This window comes from Spirosoma sp. KCTC 42546 (genome assembly GCF_006965485.1).
Taxonomy (GTDB): Bacteria; Bacteroidota; Bacteroidia; order Cytophagales; family Spirosomataceae; genus Spirosoma.
Map to the genome: position 1 here is coordinate 3,920,513 of NZ_CP041360.1, position 22,567 is coordinate 3,943,079.

Sequence of the window (22,567 nt, forward strand, 5' to 3'; positions counted from 1 at the left end):
GCTTGGCTTTGCCGAGTGTGGCCTATGCAAAGGGCGTCCCGCCCGTTGTGTCCATGTCTAACCAATTAAAATGAGTACGCTGGTTGCATTCCTAACTTTAGCTGAGGGAAATTACGGGCGGGACGGCCTTTGCATAGGCCACATTCGCCATAAGCGAGCATGAACGAGCAACACTGTATTTTGTGTTTTTAATACCCTTTGGAAAATCATCACTATTTTGCCAACTGAACCAACCGCTACCGAACTGGCCGCATGAAACATCTGCTTATTTGTTTGCTACTTTCTTTTCCAATCTTTGCTCAAACCCCCGACAATCAATATAATCTGATTCCATTCCCTGCTCGTTTTTCCGGGCAAAACGGTCAATTTACAGTCTCTCCGAGTACACGTATTGTAATCGCCCCGGCTACGGATGCCAGCGTTAAGGCGGTGGCTCAACTATTTGCCAGTCAGGTAAAAACGGTGAATGGTTTGGCGCTATCTGTTGCGCCAACCAGTCCTGCACTAGCGAAAGCCCCCCACATTTTTTTTACGCTCAATAAAAAGTTGGTTCTGGGCGATGAAGGCTATAAACTGACCGTTACGCCGACGAAAGTGCTTGCCGAAGCGGCCACGACCAAAGGCCTGTTTTATGCGGCTCAAACCATGCGGCAATTATTGCCAGCGGGCAAATCGGCCACGGCGGCCATGCCTGCCTGTGCCATAACCGATAAACCCCGCTATGGTTATCGGGGACTAATGCTCGATGCCGGTCGCTATTTCATGCCGGTGCCGTTCGTCAAGAAATTCATCGACCTGATGGCGATGCACAAGCAAAATACGTTTCACTGGCATCTGACCGAAGATCAGGGGTGGCGGATCGAAATCAAAAAGTACCCGAAACTAACGCAGGTTGGCAGCAAACGGGCCGAATCGATCGTTGGTCAGTATAGCGAGAATTATCCCCAGAAATTCGATGGAAAACCATCGGGTGGATTTTATACGCAGGAAGAAATTAAGGACGTAGTGCGCTATGCCCAAAGCCGGTTTGTAACGATCGTTCCTGAAATCGAAATGCCTGGCCATGCGCAGGCAGCCCTGGCTTCGTATCCGGAATTAGGTTGTGACCCTGCCAAAGGCTATCAGGTAGCCACTAAATGGGGCGTTTCGGAAGAAGTGTACTGCCCGTCGGAGAAGACGTTTACCTTTTTGCAGGATGTACTGACCGAAGTAATTGCCTTATTTCCTGGGAAGTACATTCATATCGGTGGCGATGAATGCCCGAAAACGGCCTGGAAAAACAGCGCGTTCTGCCAGGATCTGATGAGGAAAAACAACCTGAAAGACGAGCATGAACTGCAAAGCTATTTCATCCGGCGTATCGAGAAATTCCTGAACAGCAAAGGCCGTTCTATCATTGGTTGGGATGAAATTCTGGAAGGCGGACTCGCACCCAACGCAACCGTCATGAGCTGGCGTGGTACGGCGGGTGGCATTGCGGCAGCTAAACAAAAGCATAACGTAGTGATGTCGCCAAACGGCACCTGTTACCTCGATTATTACCAGGGAAATCCGGCCACCGAACCACTGGCGATCGGCGGTTACCTGCCACTGGATCAGGTCTATGCCTACGAACCCATGCCCGCCGAATTGACCGCCGATGAACAGAAATACATTGTGGGGGTTCAGGGGAATGTCTGGACAGAATACCTGCCCACACCGGAAGCGGTTGAATATTCCACCTTCCCGAGAGCGATTGCGCTGGCCGAAATTGGCTGGATGCAGCAGGGACCGCATAACTTCGAGGATTTTGCCCAGCGACTAAAAAATCACTTGCCTAAGCTCGATGTTATTCCCGTCAATTATGCGAAACGACTATTCGATATTTCGGCCACTACGCAAGCTAATGAGCAGGGCCAGATTCAGGTGCGCCTGAGTAAGCTGGATTCAGACAGCCGTATTTTCTACACGACCAACGGCAAAGAACCAAACGAGAAAAGTACCGAATACATCGGACCCATCACGCTCACGAAAACGACAACGATTCGGGCCATGACTCAGACTGGAGGGACGCCCACGGGTGGACGGCTAACCCAAACCTTTACGCTTCATAAGGGTAAGAACAAACCCTATACCTATACGATCGCTTCAGATCTTAATAGTGATCCCAAAACAACCAAACTGACCGACGGTGTTCGGGGAGAAACCCCACGGGATCGGCGTCAATGGGCCAGTTTCTCCGGCGATATGGATGTGATGGTCGATCTGGGCGATGTGACGAGTGTGACGAAAGTCTCGCTGAATTTTTTGAAGATTATAATGAGTAGCAGCTTCCCGCCAGCGTCGGTTGATATTGCTATTTCAAAAGATGGTAAAGACTTTAAGGAAGCTATTTCTCAGCCCGTTACCTATGATCTGAATGGCCCCTGGGATATTTTGCCCGTTGTCGCCGACTTCAAGACGGCGCGAGCGCGTTATGTACGTGTCCGGGCGAAAAACGCGGGTATTTGCCCCGCAGGCCATCCCAACGCAGGCGGAAAAACCTGGTTCGCCACGGATGAAATTGTTGTGGAATAAGTGTAAATTAGGGGAGGAAGGAGGAAGGGGAAGAGAGGGAGAATGGAGAACGAAAAATTATGTTGATAAAGTATTTTTCTTCCTCCCTCTCTTCCCCTTCCTCCCTTTTCTCCCTAACTATTAATTGTATGAAAAAAATCGTTGTTCTATCTGGCGCAGGTATTAGTGCGGAGAGCGGGATTCCAACCTTTCGGGCATCGGACGGGCTTTGGGAAAATCACCGGATCGAAGATGTGGCCACGCCCGAAGCCTGGCAACGGAACCCGGCTTTGGTACAGGATTTTTACAATCAGCGCCGGAAACAGGCGCTTAGTGTAATGCCCAATGCGGGGCATCTGGCGTTGGTGAAATTAGAGGAGAAATATGACGTGACGGTTATCACCCAAAACGTTGATAATCTGCATGAGAAAGCGGGTTCATCGAAGGTGGTTCACCTGCATGGTGAGTTGTTTAAATCGCGCTCATCGATCGATGAATCTTTAGTTTATGATGTTGATGGGTGGGAGATTAAACAGGGTGACCTCTGTAAGAAAGGCTCCCAGCTTCGGCCACACATTGTCTGGTTTGGTGAAGCTGTACCCATGATGGATGTAGCCGTAGACATCACCCAGGAGGCCGATATTTTCATTGTTGTGGGCACCTCGTTAAATGTATATCCAGCGGCTGGCCTGGTCTACGCCGTTCGGAATGGCGTGCCAATCTATGTCGTAGACCCAAACATGCCCACCATGCAGAAACGCCCGAACGTCACCTTCATTGCCGAACCAGCCACCATCGGGCTGACAGAGTTGGCGGAAACGCTATTGGCAAAGGCAGATACAGAGTAGCTGATTAACTAGTTGAATCTGTGGATTTTATAGATTCTACAAGCTCCGCAGGATCAATAGAATCCACAGAATCTTTTATTCCCCAGTACCACCATGATTGTTAAACTTGCTGAAGGAAACCTTAAAACCAAATTTGGTGAATACCGTGAAGTTCTCTTTTACGACGGGCAAAACGAATCGATTGCCTTGTTAATGGGTGATGTGGATGGGGCAGAAGAGGTATTGTGCCGGGTTCATTCGTCCTGTCTGTTCGGACATGCGTTTAACAGTATCGAATGTGATTGCCGGGAGCAGATGGAAATCTCTCAACAACTTATTCAGCAGGAGGGAAGAGGCATCGTGATTTGGCTCGATCAGGAAGGAAAAGGAAATGGTCATTTTGCCTTACTAAAAAGCGTTGAGTATAAACGAATAGGACTGGCTCAAGCCGATGCGTACGAAGCGGTAGGGTTTAAACGAGATGCCAGAGACTACAGGGTAGCCGCCGACATCTTAAATGAACTGGGCGTTAAGTCGATTCGTATGTTGACGAACAATCCCAAAAAAGTAGATACGCTTACAAAATATGGTATTCGTGTTGCTGGCATCAAGGCAACAGAATTGTAAACGGCACTAGCAAATAAATAGGTCATCCAGATAACAATGAACGATTGTCTGGTACATTATTCATTATTCATTATTCATTATTCATTATTCATTATTCATTATTCATTATTCATTATTCATTATTCATTATTCATTATTCATTATTCATTATTCATTATTCATTATTCATTATTCATTATTCATTATTCATTATTTTACTCCCTCGTCACCGTTCCCGTAATGTACCCGTACGGCTCGTCGGTGGCTATGAAAATCTCGTTTTGGTTGTCCATGCCGAACTGTTCCAGGTTAAACGGGATGTGATGTTTGTTGGGCATGATCAGGCTTATTTCGCTTACTTCCTGATTCTCTTCCAAGACGGCCGATCCCATAGCCAGCAACGTTTGCTGCACCGACAGACTCTTGTGATGCGCGAAGGTTTTTAGTAGCGTTTCGCGGATTTTGCCGAACAGACTCGTAAAGTCAAGGTTGTGGGAAGTGTACACCCAGTTGGCCTCGCATTGGGTCGCGAAAATGCGGTCGGCCGTTTCTTTCAGGGTTGTGTATTGGTCTTTGACGTAGCCCTCAAATCCCGAATCGGTTGTTTTTAGAATCAGCAGATCTTTGATGCCCGAGGTCACACGAATTGCTTCGGTAGTCTGTACTAAGGTTGTTGTCCGTTTTTCAGAACCGCCACCCACATAGGCATGATGATGCGGCTCTCCATCGAAGGCCATGCGAGCCCAGGGATGCTCGATAATATGGACGGTGGCCTGCGATACCTGCGGATTATTGGTGATAAAATAATTGGCTAAATAGAGGCCGAAATTTTCGATAGAATCCACAAAATGCTCTTTGGCCAGCGCATACACCGTGTTTTTCTGCGTATCGGTAGGTACTATTTTTGAATTGTCGCCGAGCGTGTGGGCCGTTTCAAAGTCTCCTTCCAGCGATACGTTGACGGAGATCTGTCTGAATTCATGGTAGTTAGGGTGCCGAATGATTTTTGACAGGTTCACGGCATTCTTTCCGTACGCATTTTTTTTCAAGGTGAGCTTCATGGTTGTTTCGGCTGTTTTGGGTAGTATTGACCTCTAGTATAGAAATTAATTTTCTATTTTTAGTATGATCGATCGTGCCATCAAAGGAAATAAAATCTGTACGCCAGAAGGAATCAGAAAAGCCGTTGTTTTACTAAAAGACGGTCTGATTGCTGATGTTCTACCGGAAGTACCACAAGGGTTCAATGCCGAGGTCATCTACATCGGAGATCGTGTGCTGATGTCGGGCGTCATTGACCCGCACGTCCACATTAATGAACCCGGTCGAGCGGATTGGGAGGGTTTCAACACGGCCACGCGTGCCGCCATTGCGGGTGGCTTGACCACGCTGGTCGATATGCCTTTGAACTCATCGCCCGTAACGACAACTGCCGAGGCTTTCGACCAGAAGATGGCGGCCACTAAAGGACAACTCCATACGAACTGTGGTTTCTGGGGAGGCCTTGTGCCGGGCAACACGGACGACATTGAACTGCTGATCAATAAAGGCGTATTGGGTTTCAAAGCGTTTCTGACCCACTCCGGTATCGACGATTTCCCGAATGTGACAGAAGCCGACCTGCGAAAAGCGATGCCAATTATTGCAAAACATGGGTTGCCTCTACTGGTTCATTGTGAATTATCGACGGACGAAAAACTGGCCACTGGTGATGCCCGTTCATACGCGAACTACCTGTCTTCCAGACCGAAAGAATGGGAAGATAAAGCCATCGATAGGATGATTCGGCTTTGCGAAGACTACAATTGCCGGACGCATATTGTCCATTTGTCGTCGGCTAATTCCATTGAGTCCATTGACAAAGCGAAACAAAAAGGCTTGCCACTCACGGTCGAAACGGGGCAGCATTACTTGTATTTCACTGCTGAAACCATTCGGGATGGGCAAACGCAGTTTAAATGTGCGCCACCCATCCGCGAAAAAGAAAATAACGACCAATTATGGGAAGCGTTACGCTCCGGAATCATTGATTTTGTCGCTACTGATCATTCACCCGCACCACCCGATTTGAAGCAGATGGAAAGTGGTGATTTCATGAAGGCCTGGGGGGGCATCGCGTCCCTACAACTGGCTTTGCCCGTGCTCTGGACAGCTGCCCGCCAACGCGGTTTCATGGTAACGGATATTGCCAGGTGGCTGAGTGAAAAACCGGCTCAATTAGCGGGATTGGATCATCGAAAAGGGCGAATTGCAAAAGGCTACGATGCCGATTTAATCGTCTGGAATCCTGAAAAATCGTTTGTCGTTTCAACAGATTCCTTGCAACACAAGCATAAAATGACGCCGTACTTGAACGAAGAGCTATTCGGCGTTGTCGAGCAAACGTATCTGGGGGGTGAACTGGTTTTTAAGGATGGAAGCTTTGTTGTGTTGAACTCCGGAAAATTTATTGTCCACAGAGGCACAGAGAACACAGAGAAATAACCGATTTAAATTTTTATTTCTCTGTGTTCTCTGTGCCGCATCGGCGGACCGCTCTGTGGACAATAAATCTATACATGAACGTTATGATCGACTACCTGCTCCGAGCTGAGAACGTACTGAACAAGATTAACGAACTGGCATCAATCAGTGATGATCCTGCCTGCGTAACCCGTACGTTCGGGACCGTTGCGTTTCAGCAGGGGAGTGCCCTTATTCAGCGATGGATGCAGACTGCTGGCTTGCAGACGCGGGTCGATGCCATTGGTAATGTCAGAGGCCGGTTAACAAGTTCAATAGCGGGCGCTAAAACGTTTGTCATTGCCTCGCACATGGATACGGTCGTGAACGCCGGAAAGTTTGATGGACCATTGGGCGTAATCATGGGGCTGGATTTACTCGAACAACTCAGACAATCGGGTAAAGCGCTGCCGTTTCATCTGGAATTGATTGCCTTCAGCGATGAAGAAGGTGTTCGCTTTCATACGACATACCTGGGTAGTAAAGTCGTTGCCGGTTCGTTTGATACGAGCCTGTTGGCTAAAAAAGATGAGTCGGGCACGGCACTGAGCGAAGTCATTCAGGCAATTGGTGGTGGTATCGATCAACTGCCAGCCGATGCGATTGCGCCTGACGATTGGCTAGGCTATGTTGAAATACACATAGAGCAAGGACCTGTTCTATACGAACGAAATGTGCCTGTGGCGGTTGTGACAGCCATTGCGGGTCAAAAACGAGTGGAAATTAAGTTTAGGGGTATGGCTGGCCATGCTGGAACCGTGCCCATGGATATGCGGCAGGATGCGCTCTGTGCTGCTGCCGAATTCATTCTGGAGGTCGAACGATTTGGGAACGCAACTAAACAGAACCTGGTGGCTACGGTTGGTAAACTAAATGTAGTGAATGCCGCCAGTAATGTTATTCCCGGCGACGTACATTGCAGTCTGGATGTACGGAGCAACGATGAGACCGTTTTAGCGTCGGCCTACCAAACGTTACAGTTGACATGTTATGCCATTGGCGAAAAACGGGGCGTTCCGGTTACGTGGAATCTGATTCAGGAAACCGATCCAGCAGCGTGTGACATTCTACTGACTGAATTACTAGCCAAGTCGATAAACGAGTCTGGTTATGAATTAATTGACTTAGTGAGTGGCGCTGGGCATGATGGCGTGCCGATTTCGCAGGTTGCTCCGGTATGTATGCTATTCGTGCGTTGTTTTAAGGGCATCAGCCATAATCCGTTGGAAGATGTTGAAGTAAGTGATATGGCAGCTACCCTTCAGGTTGCTGATCGATTTATAAACCACCTTATTGATAATTTTTTGTCATTCCGACCTCAGGAGGATTGACAAAAATTACCTCGAAAGTAAAACATATGGAAATTTCAGCACTTACCCGGTCCGTTGTCAAACGCAACCACGCCGTCATTAGCCCCGATGGGTATATCAATAGTCGCGTACCTGGTTGGGACAACTGTACGGTAAACGTCATCATCAATGAGCAAATGGGCGCTAACCTGTGCCAGACACTCATTACGCTGAAGGAAGACGGTAAACTTGTTGGCGCGACTAAGCAGTCTCAATTGTTTTTCTATGTCATCAGTGGCCAATGCACGGCAACGGTGAGTGGGATGGGAAAAACGCTGAAAACGGGCCAGTTTGTGTATATTCCTATAGGCAACGACTATCTGATTGATAATCCGGAAGTAGGCACGCAATTGCTGACATTCCATAAACTCTACGAAAAACTGGAAGGCTACAACGTTCCGTCGGTGCTGTTCGGCGATGCGGCAACCATCGCAGGGCCCAGTTACATGGGCGATCCAGCCTTACGGTTGCAAGTGCTGTTGCCCGATGATTTATCGTTCGACATGGCCGTGAATATTTTCACCTACGATCCCGGCGGACACTTGCCACTGGTCGAAACCCACATCATGGAACATGGCCTCATTTACCTGCAAGGGCAGGGCGTGTACATGCTCGATCAGAACTGGTATCCGATCAAAAAAGGCGATTCAATCTGGATGGCGCCGTACTGTCAGCAATGGTTCACGGCAATGGGCAAAGAACCCGCGGTGTACATTTACTACAAAAACGTAAATCGGTTCCCAACGACAATCTAAAGAGATAACAGAACGCAGATTTTTATGATTTATAGGAGTGGTATTGATTTTACAACAACATGAAGTAATAGTGTATTTGAATTTTTAAATCATATTGATCATAAAAATCTGCGTTCTATATGACACTGCCTGAATTAAATCAACTGCCAATCCCTCAACTAAAAGAGGCTCTGTTTACTTGCTGTGGATCAACGACATGGGTGAACGAGCTGGCCAACTTGTTCCCGTTTGAGACCAAAGAAAGTCTGTTTGAACAGGCTGAGGTTATCTGGTTTTCCCTAGCTGAAAGCGACTGGCGGGAAGCCTTCGGCCATCATCCCAAAATAGGCGACATTAATTCCCTGCGCGAAAAGTACGCGTCAACGGCATCCTGGGCCGAGGGTGAACAGGCGGGCGTTTCGACGGCGTCGGTGAGTGTTTTGGAAATGTTAGCCGAAGGGAATCAATTTTATGAAGAAAAGTTTGGCTATATTTTTATCGTTTGCGCCACCGGAAAATCGGCCGAAGAAATGCTGAATAGACTGGAGTCGAGGTTACTGAATTCGCCGGAAGACGAACTCCAGATTGCGATGCAGGAGCAGAATAAAATCACTAAACTTCGGTTGGAAAAACTTCTGGTTTCATGAGCGCTATAACCACCCACATCCTCGATACAACCCGCGGTCAACCCGCAGAAGCCGTGAGTATTGTCTTATACCATCAACAGCGGGAATGGATAGAAATCGCCCGCGGGGTAACTAATTCAGATGGCCGGATTAGTAATTTACTACCCAAAGAAACGGTCTTGCCAACGGGTACCTATAAATTGCGTTTTGAAACGGGTGCCTATTTCGAACAACTGGGCGTGGCAACCTTTTATCCATTTATCGAAATTACCTTCGCCATTACCACCGGCGAGCATTACCATGTCCCCTTGTTAGTAAACCCATTTGGTTATTCGACCTATCGAGGGTCGTGATTTGAATTTTTAATGAACAATGTAGAATGTAGAATGAATAATGGCCCAGTAACCTGCATTATCCATTCTACATTCTACATTCTACATTATCCATTATCCATTAATTATGAACATCAACCCAGCACGTCTACAGCATTTCTTTGAAGTTTCGAGTGAGCTCGGAAAAATTGGCGAAACCGGTATGTGTCGACCGGCTCATTCGGCTTTGGAAAAAAAGATGTTTGAGCACGCCAAAGGCTGGATGGAAGCCGCTGGATTGACAGTGCGCATCGATAGCTTTGGTAATTTAATTGGTCGGCTTGCTGGCAAAAATCCGGATGCGCCAATTTTAATGACGGGCTCACATCTGGATACACAACCCTACGGAGGGCGTTTTGATGGGATAGCAGGCGTGTTATGCGCGATTGAAGCCGTCTGTACCATTGCCGGGCAGGGTATTGTTCCCGAAACCAGTATCGATGTCATTGCCTTTGCTGATGAAGAGAGCTGGCGATTCAATAAAGGCCTTTTTGGGTCGAGAGGTATTCTGGGGAAACTGGAAGCCGGGGAGCTACAACGAAAAGACAAAGACGGTATAACCCGCGAGCAGGCCCTGCTTGACTTTGGCTGCGACATTACCAGATTTAAGGAGGACGAATATGCCCCCGGCAGCATTCGGTGTTTTTTAGAGCTGCACATCGAGCAGGGTCCAGTGCTGGATCAATCCAATAAACCCATCGGTATTGTAAGCGGCATTGCTGGCCCGCTGTTGATGAGCCTACAGTTGAAAGGCATGGCCGGACACGCCGGTTCGGTACCAATGCCCCTCAGAAAGGACGCGCTGGTAGGGGCGGCCAAAGTAGTGGTGGCCGTCAACGAGATCGCATCGCAGTTTGCACCCGCGCCTACGGTGGGTACCGTTGGAACGTTGAACGTATTTCCAGCATCCCGGAACATTATTCCCGAGACTGTCAGCATGACCATGGAGTTCAGGGACATCGATATGGAGCGTCGCAATACCTGCGAGCGTCAATTAAACGAAGCCATTGCTGACATTACGCAAACACATAACTTATCCTACGAGCTGACCGTCGATACGGATATAAAATCAAGCTACTGTGCCGATTGGATTAAAGATACCATCCGTGCCAGTTGTATGGAATTAGGTCTGGATGCCCCCGAACTGGTTAGTGGCCCATTTCACGATGCCCTGGTGATGTCGGAAGCCTGCGATTATGGAATGATTTTTGTGCGCTGTAAAGACGGAATCAGTCACAATCCGCTAGAGTATGCATCGTACGAAGATCTGGCGTTAGGGAGCGAAGTGCTATACCAGACAATTCTGAAAATTGTTGGTTGAAAATTATACGTAGAACATGTTTTTGGGTTCCCAAGCCCCTTTTTCTATATGAAAGGGGGCTTTTTTGAGTTATAATCCCTTGTGCATCTGGATAAGTGTAGCTGAGGACAGCTAAAAATGGCGTGAGTTTTGTGCCTATTTAAGCTATAACGCTTGATAAAACTCACGAAAAATGAAAAATAATCCACATCCTTTTATAAAACGGTTAATTAATGTGCTACTGACCTCTTTGTTCGTTGTACAAGGTTTTTCCAGTACAGCTCAGCAACTGTACATCAATGAACTAATGGCTTCCAATGCCCGAACCATTACCGACGCTTCGGGTTCGTATGAAGACTGGTTTGAGATCTATAATCCGAACTCCACAACTGTTAACATTGCGGGCTATTATCTTTCCGACAATGCTACCTTAACAAAATATCGCCTGCCTACGGGATCGTCGCAGACCATTATTCCGGCCAACGGCTTTCTGTTGGTATGGGCTAGTGATGTTACCAGCCGGGGGCCACTACATGTTGGCTTCAAGCTTTCTGCCGATGGAGAAATGCTTAGTTTGGTACGACCGGATGGCATTACGGTCGTTGATCAGGTAACGTTTGGCCCGCAGCGTACCGATGTTTCCTGGGGACGAAAGCCCGACGGCTCAACTACCTGGCTTTATTTTCAGCGTACTAATTCTATTAACAATACCAGCCCAGGGGCGAGCAATAATACCAAGACTGGCTACGCTAGCGTTCAGAGTGCGCCGGTTTTCTCGCAGGTGGGGGGCTTCTACCCGTCCGGTTTTAGTTTGAGTATCACCTCGTCTGATCCCACAGCTACCATTTACTATACGCTGGATGGTTCAGAACCCGATCCTGCCAGCCCCGGCCCCAATACCTATCAGTATAAAAATAACTACGCTGAACACCCTGGACAGGGCAATGGAGCACTGTTGAACGGGAGCTACCAGTCATTAACGTATTCCAGCCCTTTATCGATTAGCGACCAAACCAGTTCGCCTAATAAAGTATCTATTAAATCATCTACATTCAATTCGTCACCTTATTACGCGCCAACTACGCCGGTTTTTAAGGGAACTGTAGTAAGGGCGGTGGCTTATAAGGCAAATGCACTGATAAGCGACATTGTGTCGGAAACGTATTTTATTGCGCCTGCAACACGATACGGAAATCTGCCGGTTATCTCAATCAGTACCAATGAGAAATCGTTATTTGCCTATTCGAACGGTATCTATACGGCTGGCTCAACATTCGAAAGCTGGCGAGCGACGAATCCAACAGCCGAAACTATTTTCTGTACACCTGGTAACTTTTCAAACACGGGAGATAACTGGGAGCGGCCGGCACACGTTCAGTTTTTTCTGAATGGCAGTTCGATCCTTAATCAACGAGTGGATATTGCTATCAATGGTGGTTGCTCACGGTCTGTTCCGCGCAAAGCTGTGCGACTATACGGTGACGACGATTTCAGTTATCCATTTTTCAGCAATCGACCTATCAATCAGTTTTACAATCGATTATTGCTCCGTAGTGGTGGTAACGACTGGGATTTTACGACCCTGATCGATTCGTACATGCAGACAATGGTGCGGCATCTACCCTTCGAGACCCAATCGAACCGGCCCAGTGTTGTGTTTATGAATGGCGAATATTGGGGTGTTCATAACCTAATGGAAAGGTATGATCAATACTATCTGAATCGAAACTTCAACGTTGACCCAGATAGTGTTGATGTGATTAAATTCGATTATGGGGCCTACGTTGCTGACAACGGTGATCTGACAAAATTTTACGCCCTTAAAGATCACTTTGTAGGGTCACCTACCATCGATTATACGTTTGTGAATACCCAAATGGATGTAGAGAGTTTTTCGGATTATCAGATTTCTGAAATCTATTCAGGAAATTTCGATTGGCCCTACAACAATCAGCAACTCTGGCGCAAACGAACCAGTCAGTATCTGCCCAATGCACCTAAAGGCCATGATGGTCGTTTCCGCTGGATGATGAACGATATGGACTGGACACTGGGCGCAGGGAACGGATATACGTCCAATTCGCTTGATCGCGCCACTTCAACTTCTGGTTATGGTACTGACGTTACTGAGTACACACGCTTTTTGCGTCGGCTATTGGAGGTGACTACCTACAAATCGTACTTCATTAACCGCTTTGCCGACCTGCTGAATACAACCTTTAACCCTACCCGAACCACCGATCTACTCACTACGTTTCAGCAGGATTATCAACCCTATATGGATGAACATTTTGCCCGATGGAAGACCGGCAACTCGGTTACTAAGTGGCTTACGAATATGAATACAGTCCGTACATTCCTGCAGCAACGCCCGGCCGCTGTACGTGATCACATGCGCGCCCGATTTGGTCTTAGTGCTAATCGGACTATTACCCTGGCAGTGTCTGATGCTACACAGGGCTATGTTAAAATCAATACAATCGACATTTTGCCTACTACCGTCGGTGTAGCCACTAACCCGTATCCCTGGAGTGGCGTCTATTTTCAGGGTAACACGGTTCGGGTTGTTGCCAAACCGCGTGTTGGATACCGATTTATTGCCTGGCAGGAGAACGGAGCTACCATTTCGACCGACACTGCCTATAGTTTCAATCCCACCACTAACCGAGTCCTCACTGCCCTGTTTGATATTGATAATGCGTTTGTTGGTAAACCATCCGCATTCAGACTAAGTACTTGCGAGTATCGATTTGATAATTTCTCGCCCACTACGCCAGCAGGCACCTATCCGCCTAACATGCATTTTGTGAGTATGAACCAGGAAGACCCGACTCTTTCGGCTACGTTTGCGCTAGCCGACACGGTGAAAGGGGCTTACAACCTTACCAGCGCAACACGTATAAATGGGTTGAATACAGACGGAGTCGCCTTTATCAATACTGGTAGTGCTCCAGCCGGTTATGTTGCAACCGCGTTGGGCGGTATGGTACTGGCACTGCGTACCACCAATCTGACCGAAGCCACTGTGCAATGGACTGGCGGTACCGTTGTACCCAACCCGCGCCAATACAAGATTCGACTCCGGTACCGAATTGGTAATTCAGGCCCCTTTACGGATTTGACAGACGGGGCCAATAATCCTGTTGAATACGTTCGTAATGCAACAGCGGGCCACAGTCAGGTAATCGGACCAGTGGCTCTGCCAGCGGCACTGCTTAATAAGCCGTATATTCAACTCGTATGGCAGTACTACTACACAGGAGTAGGCATCTCAGGCGCACGAGATCAGTTGCGAATTGATAATATAATCATAAGCCGGGGAGGCTGCCAGAGTATATCGTCGGGAAGTTGGCACACGGCCAGTACCTGGGGTTGTGGGCGAGTGCCGAGTGTATGTGATGATGTCGTGATCAAAAACGGACATGTGGTGACGGTGAGTATAAACGGCGCAACGTCCCGTAGTATTCGCTTTGAGACGACAGGGCAGTTGCAGTATCTGAACGACAGTGCGTCAGTCTTTTTAGACAATCACTAACTAAGTATGTACGCCGTTTTGCTTCGGTTTGTCCAATAGAGTGAAACGTTTGCCAGGATTGAATCAAAAACGAGACCAACCAAAAAAACGACCCCTGAACGGTCGTTTTTTTGGTTCTACCAAATTCGCTATATTTTTTGTTTATGTTAATTAAGTGGTTGATAGTTAGTTTTTTACAGATAAAAAGGCTGATTGGGTGATGCGAAAAACAGGTGATAATTGACTGTACCTAAAAAAAGTTTACGAATTTTTAAAGTAAAAGCACAGGCTTTACCGTCATCCCTACCAAAGACCCAAATCAGGAACCAGGAGTATCGAAAAATCGGCCGTCTATTTCGTCACAACTGACTTCCTCGTGAATTGAGCTTTTCGCAAACCATTAATAAATAAACAACATGAACATCATTTGGAGAGTAGCTGGCCTTGTGCTGGCAGTTGGGTTGGCCCTGTTTTTACTAACCCTTATTTTAAAAGTCCTGCTGGTTGGTTTAGGGGCATTCTTGCTGGTTCGGGTAGTGGGAGCCCGGTTGGCAGGTCGAACCTTCGGAAGATTTGATCGCGGTGGCTGGCAGTCATCAGACATTATTTCCATCGACAATCCAAGTTACCGGTTACCAGTGAGCACCCGTAGTTATGACCGGATTATCCCCATCAATTAAGCAGGAACAGTAAACAAACAAGAACAAATCAGTAAACACAAGACTAAAACGCACAACCATGTATAATAAACACGCATTTCAATCAGAACATAAAGGTGGTTGCGGTCCAATGGGCCGGGGTAAATTTGGCCCTTGGGGGCGCGGTAAATTCGGCGGATTCTGGGGCGGACCAATGTTTGGCCGTCACGGGGGGGGCTTCCACCAGGTGCCCGTCAATATTGAAGAGACTGACGCCGAGTATACCATCTCCCTCTTCGCAGCCGCTCTGGTAAAAGAGAATGTAAAACTAACCGTAAAAGACGATGTGCTTACGGTTTCCTATCAGGGCAATGATCAATCGGAAGCCAATGAGCAAGCAGATACGGGTAAGTATACCTATCAGGAATATGGTAACCGGTCGTTCGAGCGGTCGTTCCGGCTCAATGATAAAGTTCTCACCGAAAACATCACGGCCAGTTATGCCGATGGTGTCCTGAAAGTAGTTCTGCCCAAGAATCCGGCAACTAATAAGCCAGCCCAGACTATCACTGTGGCGTAACCGCCTGGTGAAATGAATAGCAAAAAGGCCAGTCCGTTTTACGGTACTGGCCTTTTTTTACCCTTTGTTAGCTACTTTAAATAGCAACTATAGGGGAACTATTGCTTTTTGATATCTCCCCGAATTTCACCAGCGGGATAGGTAGTTGTGTGTAAATTGGCATAGTAGAAGCCATTTTTAAGACTGTCTACCCGATTCTGATTCGCCAACTGGAATGTCCCGATAATCGGATTAGTTAAACTCGTAAAAGGGATTTCAACCCCACCCGTTAATGCAGTTGTATTCGTAATACGGTGCAGGTGTCCAGCTGTTAACGAAGCCGTAAATGGCCCTGTGTAGTTTACTGTATAGCTCAGAACGCGGGTTGATTCATCGATTACGCCTGCAAATGTACCCGTTGCCGTAGACGATGTTGATGATGGTTTCTCTGCCGCACCGGTTAACGTGGCAGTAAGCTTGGTTGTGGTTGAGGTAATAGTGGGGTTTTCATCGTTATTGCTACAGGACAGGAAAGGAAGTCCTAAGGCAAGGAGCGTTAAAATGGAATAGGTAATGTTCTGAAGTTTCATAGCAGTTCGCGTTTTTTAAATCAATTTAGTTCTTTAAAGGTATGTACGGCAAATACGTCAATGGGGTTGCGTTGACGCTAATTAAGTCGCCAAGATAATAGTAAGTGGTTAGTTTACGCCAATACTTGTCTATAAACAGTGGAAATGGCTGTATTTATGGCCATTTCAGATGAGGTTTTGCACCCATAAGCGGTAATACATCATAATATTTCCAAAACGTGACAGAATCTTCTAATTTTGGTCCACTAACCGGAATTCATTTCCTGAGTTCAATGGTTGTCTTTATAGAATATACTTTCAGTAACCTGTTATCCTACTTGCTATGGCTTTTGATTTAGACATGATTCAGCGCGTTTACGCTAACCTCGGCAAACGCGTCGATGCCGCCCGGCAGGCAGTGGGCAAACCGCTGACCTTGTCGGAGAAGATTTTATACAGTCACCTTTTTGGCGGTGAAACAACCCAGGCCTTCGAGCGGGGAAAAGCCTATGTGGACTTTGCGCCTGACCGGGTAGCCATGCAGGATGCAACGGCCCAAATGGCGTTGTTACAATTTATGCAGGCAGGTCGGCCACAAGTAGCTGTTCCCTCCACTGTTCACTGCGACCACCTGATTCAGGCTGAAGTAGGGGCCGTGCAGGATCTGGACATTGCTAAAAATAAGAATAAAGAAGTATATGACTTCCTGGCCTCTATTTCCAATAAATACGGAATTGGCTTCTGGAAGCCAGGCGCGGGCATTATTCACCAGGTAGTGATCGAAAACTACGCTTTTCCAGGTGGTATGATGATCGGTACCGACTCGCATACACCAAATGCGGGTGGTCTGGGTATGATCGCCATTGGCGTGGGTGGAGCCGATGCCTGCGACGTGATGGCAGGTCTGGCCTGGGAATTAAAAATGCCAAAATTGATTGGTGTAAAACTGACCGGCAAACTAAGCGGCTGGGCATCGGCAAAAGACGTTATCCTTCGTGTAGCGGGTATCCTGACCGTAAAAGGGGGAACAGGCTGCATCGTTGAATACTTTGGCGAAGGAGCTGAAAGTCTGTCGGCAACGGGTAAAGGTACGATCTGTAACATGGGTGCTGAAATTGGGGCTACAACCTCCATTTTCGCCTATGACGAGAAAATGGCCAATTACCTGAAAGCAACCAGCCGGGCCGATATTGCCGCTGCTGCTGACGCTGTGAAGGCAGACCTGCGTGCGGATGACGAGGTATATGCTGATCCCGCTTCCTACTACGATCAATTGATCGAAATCGATCTGAATACACTTGAGCCACATATCAACGGTCCATTCACGCCCGATCTGGCCTGGCCACTGTCGAACTTCGCCAAAGCCGTTAAAGAAAATAACTGGCCTGTTAAACTTGACGTTGGTCTGATTGGCTCGTGCACCAACTCCAGCTATGAAGATATGACCCGTTCGGCTTCGGTAGCGGCTCAGGCAACGGCTAAGAATCTGAAAACCAAAGCAGAATTCACCGTAACTCCTGGCTCTGAGCTGGTTCGGTTTACGGCAGAACGTGACGGACTTTTAGATACGTTTGAAGAAATTGGTGGTGTTGTCCTGGCGAATGCCTGTGGTCCGTGTATCGGGCAGTGGGCGCGTCATATGGATGACCCAACCCGTAAAAACTCGATCATTACGTCCTTCAACCGGAACTTTGCGAAGCGGAATGACGGTAACGCCAGCACCCACGCCTTTGTGGCCTCGCCCGAAATTGTGACCGCGCTCGTTATTGCCGGTGACCTGACGTTCAACCCCATGACCGATACGCTGACCAATGAAGCAGGTGAGCAGGTCATGCTTGATGAACCACAGGGTATTGAGCAACCGCTGAAAGGCTATGCCGTTGATGACGCTGGTTATCAGGCACCTGCCGAAGATGGTTCGGGTGTACAGGTACTCGTTTCGCCAACGTCGGATCGTCTGCAACTCCTGGCTCCGTTCGCTGCCTGGGAAGGTACCGATCTGAAGGGATTAAAATTGTTAATTAAAGCCAAAGGCAAGTGTACAACCGACCATATTTCGATGGCTGGTCCCTGGTTAAAATACCGTGGTCACCTCGATAATATCTCGAACAACATGCTGATTGGCGCGGTGAACTTCTACAACGAGAAGACCAACACCGTGAAAAACCAACTGACGGGTGAATATGGCGAAGTGCCTGCCGTACAACGGGCTTACAAAGCTGCGGGTATTGGCTCGATTGTGGTCGGTGACGAGAACTACGGCGAAGGATCTTCGCGTGAGCACGCAGCTATGGAGCCTCGCTTCCTGGGTGTTCGGGCTATTCTGGTGCGTTCATTCGCCCGGATTCACGAAACGAACCTGAAAAAACAGGGTATGCTAGCCCTAACATTCTCTAATCCTGCTGATTACGACAAGATTCAGGAAGACGACGTGATCGACATCGATGGCCTAACGGAATTTGCTCCAGGTCGTCCGCTCGAAATCGTTCTGCACCATGCCGATGGCACGACAGATGAATTCCCTGTCAATCATACCTACAACGAAGGTCAGATCGAGTGGTTCAAAGCGGGTGCTGCGCTGAACATCATTCGGATGAAGCAAAACGCGTAAGTAATACGTTCATAGTTAGTTAACGAATCGGCCTGGTCGATTGCCAAGCGCAATCAGCCGGGCCGATTTGTTGATGGCGCAAGGCTGGAGCCTTGCGCCATCAACAAATCGGTATTTCAGTGGGAAAATCAGCTTTGCTCGTTATAAACAAGCAACGTGACTCTGAAATCAATCCAGTGAATACACTTCCAAACACCCCTGCCGATTTAACTGACCTGATTAATTTATTTGACGTTGAAAAACAGGCAGCGGGAGTCATGACACACATGGCGTACGAATACGTTGCCAGTGGGGCCGCCGATGAATTGACCGTCCGATGGAATCGGGAGTCGCTGGATAACCTAAAACTTAACCCAAGCTTTCTTCAGGACGTTAGTAAGCTGGACACGCGAATCACTCTGTTCGGTGATGAGCTTCCGTATCCAATTCTCATTGCGCCAACCGCCTTTCATAAAATCATGCATCCCGAAGGTGAACTGGCGACGGCCCGTGGCGCTGGTGCCGCTTCGGCAACGTATGTTGTCAGTTCCTTTACAACAACTCCTCTGGAGGAAATCGCCAACGTAGCTACTCAACCGTTGTGGTTTCAACTCTATGTTCAGGACGATAGAAGCTTAGTGAAAGATCTGGTTCAGAAAGCCGAATCGGTAGGCTGCCGTGCGCTGTGCATCACCATCGATACACCAGTCCCCGGCGTACGGAATCGGCAGGATCGCGCAAACTTTCGGTTACCCAACGAAATACAGGCACCGTATATGCATGGATTAGGCGATCAGAAAAAGCTACTGACCTGGGCCGACATCGACTGGTTACAGTCTTTTGCTAAAATCCCGGTTTTGTTAAAAGGCATTTTAAACCCTGCCGATGCGGAACAGGCCATCCAGACAGGCGTCTCGGGAATCATAGTCTCCAATCACAGTGGCCGCAATTTGGATACAGTACCCGCAACCATCGACGTGCTTCCCGGCATTGCCGATCAGGTGAACAAGCGAGTGCCGTTACTCATGGATGGGGGCATCCGGCGAGGAACCGATGTGTTGAAAGCACTGGCGCACGGGGCCAATGCCGTATTAGTTGGGAAACCTATATGCTTCGGACTGGCTTGTGGAGGAGCCGATGGCGTCTCGAAAGTGATGAACATACTCCGAACTGAATTTGAACTGGCAATGACCTTAACCGGCAGAACCACCCTGACCAGCATCGACCGATCGGTACTCTGGAGACCGTATTGATTATAAAGGCTGGGTCAAATTGGTTTAACCACAGAGGCACAGAGATTACAAAGGGTAGAGTAGTTACTTCAATAACTCTGTGTTCTCTGTGCCTCTGTGGTTAAATAAAAATGATTTTGTTGTCAGCTTACTCCAAATTGCGCTAATAGCTGTTATGCATAAAACCGCTCGTAAACCCGCTTCTTAATAAGCTGGCTGAATCGGTCAAATTCGCCCTGATCAGGAATCGCCGGGATTGACATCAACCGCATGGGTATGGGCTCTTTACCATGTTGGTAGGGTGGTTGGACGTAATCAAAGGGATTTAAACTAAAGCCCTGTCGTTCGTAAAATCGAACCCGTCGCTGGCTCAGTTCGTCATTGGGTAGCTCGACTTCCAGAATCACATACTCGTTTGCAGAAGCCAGTAATTGCGTCAATGCCTGCTGGCCAAACTGCTTTCCCCGCTGGGCCGGATCAATCGCAAAATGCTCAACAAAGAGAGTAGTTTCCCAGGTCCAATAAATGATAAAACCTACGAGTTGGTCATTGTCGACCAGCGCACAGAGGTGCATATCCGGGCAGGGGAGGAGTATTGCCAAATCAGCGAAACTACGCCGTTCATCGATAGGGAAGGAGCTTTCATACCAGGTTTGAATGTTGTTTAAGTAAAAATTAGGAGCCTGAATTCGTAAAAAAGTCATACGCAGATTAGAGGATTTTAATCTAAATTTAATCTATCTTTGAATGTATTAGCTTTATCTAAGTTTTATAACTTACTGATAAGTAATCAGTTGAGTTTATATTGCTTTCGGACTATATTTGATTTCCGAACGATATGAAAGGGCAATATTATAACTTTTTAATTTACCGGCTGCTTGGTTTGTTGATGGCGTTGAACGTTATCAACCTGAGCATAGGTGTCCATGATCCGGCACTGCTGACGAGCCGTGCAGTTGCCTATCATGAAGATTTGTCGGTCAATAAAATTGAAAGTATTGGTGAGTTCCTGCTGGAAGAATGCCTCGGTTTTTACGATGCTGTCCCCGAGCACGATGATCCAGATGATGAGTCGGAACTGACCGAACTGGAGCAGGATTACGACTTCAACCCCTTATTTGTTTTTGCCCCCATACTAGCTTCTGTTCAGTACCTGTTTACGGGGAGTGTACCCTTTCGGCCGGAGTCCATTCCCGCACACGTGCTGGAAATTGTTGCTCCACCCCCCCAGATTGTGGTTTAAACCGGGACGAAGAGCCCCTGGTTCTCACATGGCTGACGATCATTCGATTAGCCATTTATACGATTTAATATTCATTTTTTAGAAACCGCTTTGGCGGAGGGCTATTGCTATATCCCTTTGCTGAGGATTACTCTATAGCTCAATTTAAATATGGAAAATTTGGTGAGATGGACAGCTGCCGTTTTGGTATGTGTATCGGTTGTTGGTTGTGCCGGTAGCGAAACGAAAACCGAGGAACCTGAAAAACTGACCCTGCCCGTCGTTCAGTTATCCCGGCAATCTACTACACTGCAACGTGATTACGTAACAACCCTGGAAGCTGTTCGAAACGTGGAAATCCGCGCCAGGGTGTCGGGCTTTCTGGAAAAAATATATGTCGATGAGGGACAGACCGTTCGGCAGGGCCAACTGCTGTTTAGTTTGAATGCAGCCGAATACAAAGTTGGATTGGATAAAGCCCGCGCTAGCCTGAGAAGTGCCGAAGCCGGAGCGAAAACAGCCGAAGTTGAAGTAGGTCGGGTAAAGTTGCTGGTCGATAAAAAAATTGTCTCACCCTCTGAGCTAGAACTGGCGAAAGCTAAACTGGATGTCGCCCGAGCCCAGATCGAAGAAGCACAATCGGCCCAATCAACGGCCTCTCTTCGGCTCGCCCATGCCAACATTCGGGCACCTTTCGATGGCGTTATTAACCGCATTCCCTTCAAAATGGGCAGTCTGATTGAAGAGGGGGCCCTGCTCACGGAGGTGTCTGATATCCACGAGGTGTTTGCCTACTTCGACGTATCGGAGAAAGAATACTTGGGGTTTCTGAAAAAACACCGCGATCTGGTGGGTAAAAATGGGCAGGAAGTAGAGATGATGCTGGCCGATGAGACCCCTTACCCGCAAAAAGGACGGATCGAAACGATGGAGAGTGTATTTGAAGAGGAATCCGGCACCATTGCGTTTCGGGCCCGATTTCCCAACCCACTCAAGATGCTGAAACACGGTTCGTCGGGTAAAGTTCGGATTCCCAGCATTGAAAGCGATGCCTTACTGGTTCCGCAGAAAGCGGTATTCGAGGTGCAGGATAAAAACTACGTCTATGTAGTTGATAAGGCCAATAAAGTGAAGTCGCGGAGTTTCGTGCCGCAGGCCCGGGTTGGTCAGAACTACATTGTTCGGTCGGGACTGCAAGCGGGTGATCGGGTTGTCTATGAAGGCATCCAAAATATTCGGGATGGCGATCAGATCATTCCGGAAGCCGTTTCCGCCGATAGATTGGCTTCGCAAAATACGCTTGCTCAACAGTGATTTGTAAAGAGTTTGAAGTTTGTAGTCTGAGGTTTGACGTTCGCTGACGCATGAACTGTTGACGCACAGTGAACGTCAA

General features: G+C 47.9%; 19 protein-coding genes. 16 read left to right on the forward strand and 3 right to left on the reverse strand.

The genetic code is table 11. The features are described from left to right. The first annotated feature begins 252 nt into the window (after positions 1 to 252). The 3 genes from EXU85_RS15910 (at position 253) to ribA (ending at position 3,989) form a co-directional block, all read left to right on the forward strand. On the forward strand, positions 253 to 2,556 hold the full coding sequence (locus EXU85_RS15910; RefSeq protein ID WP_142773032.1) for a family 20 glycosylhydrolase: 2,304 nt from the start codon (positions 253 to 255) through the stop codon (positions 2,554 to 2,556). A gap of 128 nt (positions 2,557 to 2,684) precedes the next feature. Next, entirely contained in the window at positions 2,685 to 3,383 is a 699-nt protein-coding gene (locus EXU85_RS15915; protein ID WP_142773033.1) for an NAD-dependent deacylase, read from the forward strand. A 93-nt stretch (positions 3,384 to 3,476) separates the two neighbouring features. Further along, complete coding sequence (ribA, locus tag EXU85_RS15920; RefSeq protein WP_142773034.1) at positions 3,477 to 3,989, forward strand: GTP cyclohydrolase II RibA; 513 nt, start codon at positions 3,477 to 3,479, stop codon at positions 3,987 to 3,989. A 194-nt stretch (positions 3,990 to 4,183) separates the two neighbouring features. Here the strand turns inward: ribA and pucL are convergent, their stop codons facing one another. Further along, the gene (pucL, locus tag EXU85_RS15930) at positions 4,184 to 5,029 is read right to left on the reverse strand and encodes a factor-independent urate hydroxylase (RefSeq protein ID WP_142773036.1); all 846 of its coding nucleotides are present in this window, start codon (positions 5,027 to 5,029) and stop codon (positions 4,184 to 4,186) included. Between the two features lie 64 nt (positions 5,030 to 5,093). On the opposite strand from pucL, the gene allB reads away from it, so the two are divergent. The 9 genes from allB to EXU85_RS15975 all read left to right on the forward strand — a co-directional run bounded on the left by allB (position 5,094) and on the right by EXU85_RS15975 (position 15,582). Next, positions 5,094 to 6,452 carry an allantoinase AllB gene (allB, locus tag EXU85_RS15935; RefSeq protein WP_142773037.1) on the forward strand — a complete coding sequence of 453 codons (1,359 nt, stop codon included), beginning with the start codon at positions 5,094 to 5,096 and terminating at the stop codon, positions 6,450 to 6,452. 74 nt (positions 6,453 to 6,526) lie between these two features. Next, the gene (locus EXU85_RS15940; RefSeq protein ID WP_246859575.1) at positions 6,527 to 7,801 is read left to right on the forward strand and encodes an allantoate amidohydrolase; all 1,275 of its coding nucleotides are present in this window, start codon (positions 6,527 to 6,529) and stop codon (positions 7,799 to 7,801) included. Between the two features lie 26 nt (positions 7,802 to 7,827). Next, positions 7,828 to 8,574, forward strand: a complete 747-nt coding sequence (gene allE / locus EXU85_RS15945; RefSeq protein ID WP_142773038.1) for a (S)-ureidoglycine aminohydrolase — start codon at positions 7,828 to 7,830, stop codon at positions 8,572 to 8,574. Positions 8,575 to 8,693: 119 nt separating this feature from the next. After that, positions 8,694 to 9,200 (forward strand): 2-oxo-4-hydroxy-4-carboxy-5-ureidoimidazoline decarboxylase, encoded by a 507-nt coding sequence (gene uraD, locus EXU85_RS15950; RefSeq protein ID WP_142773039.1) that lies wholly within the window; start codon positions 8,694 to 8,696, stop codon positions 9,198 to 9,200. Next, complete coding sequence (gene uraH, locus EXU85_RS15955) at positions 9,197 to 9,532, forward strand: hydroxyisourate hydrolase (protein ID WP_142773040.1); 336 nt, start codon at positions 9,197 to 9,199, stop codon at positions 9,530 to 9,532. The genes uraD and uraH overlap by 4 nt, the downstream gene beginning before the upstream one ends. Before the next feature lie 106 nt (positions 9,533 to 9,638). Next, complete coding sequence (locus tag EXU85_RS15960) at positions 9,639 to 10,871, forward strand: M20 family metallo-hydrolase (protein ID WP_142773041.1); 1,233 nt, start codon at positions 9,639 to 9,641, stop codon at positions 10,869 to 10,871. A 172-nt stretch (positions 10,872 to 11,043) separates the two neighbouring features. Continuing rightward, the gene (locus EXU85_RS15965) at positions 11,044 to 14,385 is read left to right on the forward strand and encodes a CotH kinase family protein (RefSeq protein ID WP_142773042.1); all 3,342 of its coding nucleotides are present in this window, start codon (positions 11,044 to 11,046) and stop codon (positions 14,383 to 14,385) included. A gap of 395 nt (positions 14,386 to 14,780) precedes the next feature. Next, positions 14,781 to 15,044 carry a hypothetical protein gene (locus EXU85_RS15970; protein WP_142773043.1) on the forward strand — a complete coding sequence of 88 codons (264 nt, stop codon included), beginning with the start codon at positions 14,781 to 14,783 and terminating at the stop codon, positions 15,042 to 15,044. Between the two features lie 58 nt (positions 15,045 to 15,102). Continuing rightward, positions 15,103 to 15,582: an Hsp20/alpha crystallin family protein gene (locus EXU85_RS15975; protein WP_142773044.1), complete on the forward strand. Its 480-nt coding sequence runs from the start codon at positions 15,103 to 15,105 to the stop codon at positions 15,580 to 15,582. Positions 15,583 to 15,680: 98 nt separating this feature from the next. Here the strand turns inward: EXU85_RS15975 and EXU85_RS15980 are convergent, their stop codons facing one another. Then, positions 15,681 to 16,151, reverse strand: a complete 471-nt coding sequence (locus EXU85_RS15980) for a CHRD domain-containing protein (protein ID WP_142773045.1) — start codon at positions 16,149 to 16,151, stop codon at positions 15,681 to 15,683. Positions 16,152 to 16,473: 322 nt separating this feature from the next. Here EXU85_RS15980 and EXU85_RS15985 point away from each other — a divergent pair, with 322 nt between their 5' ends. Continuing rightward, on the forward strand, positions 16,474 to 18,741 hold the full coding sequence (locus tag EXU85_RS15985; protein WP_142773046.1) for an aconitate hydratase: 2,268 nt from the start codon (positions 16,474 to 16,476) through the stop codon (positions 18,739 to 18,741). A gap of 176 nt (positions 18,742 to 18,917) precedes the next feature. Next, a complete protein-coding gene (locus EXU85_RS15990) occupies positions 18,918 to 19,973 on the forward strand; it encodes an alpha-hydroxy acid oxidase (RefSeq protein WP_246859577.1) in 1,056 nt (351 codons plus the stop codon). A gap of 152 nt (positions 19,974 to 20,125) precedes the next feature. On the opposite strand, the gene EXU85_RS15995 is transcribed toward EXU85_RS15990, so the two are convergent. Continuing rightward, a complete protein-coding gene (locus tag EXU85_RS15995; RefSeq protein WP_142773047.1) occupies positions 20,126 to 20,656 on the reverse strand; it encodes a GNAT family N-acetyltransferase in 531 nt (176 codons plus the stop codon). A 134-nt stretch (positions 20,657 to 20,790) separates the two neighbouring features. On the opposite strand from EXU85_RS15995, the gene EXU85_RS16000 reads away from it, so the two are divergent. Both EXU85_RS16000 and EXU85_RS16005 read left to right on the forward strand, forming a co-directional pair. Next, on the forward strand, positions 20,791 to 21,195 hold the full coding sequence (locus EXU85_RS16000) for a hypothetical protein (RefSeq protein ID WP_142773048.1): 405 nt from the start codon (positions 20,791 to 20,793) through the stop codon (positions 21,193 to 21,195). Positions 21,196 to 21,345: 150 nt separating this feature from the next. Next, positions 21,346 to 22,488 (forward strand): efflux RND transporter periplasmic adaptor subunit, encoded by a 1,143-nt coding sequence (locus tag EXU85_RS16005; protein ID WP_142773049.1) that lies wholly within the window; start codon positions 21,346 to 21,348, stop codon positions 22,486 to 22,488. The last annotated feature ends 79 nt before the right edge of the window (positions 22,489 to 22,567 follow it).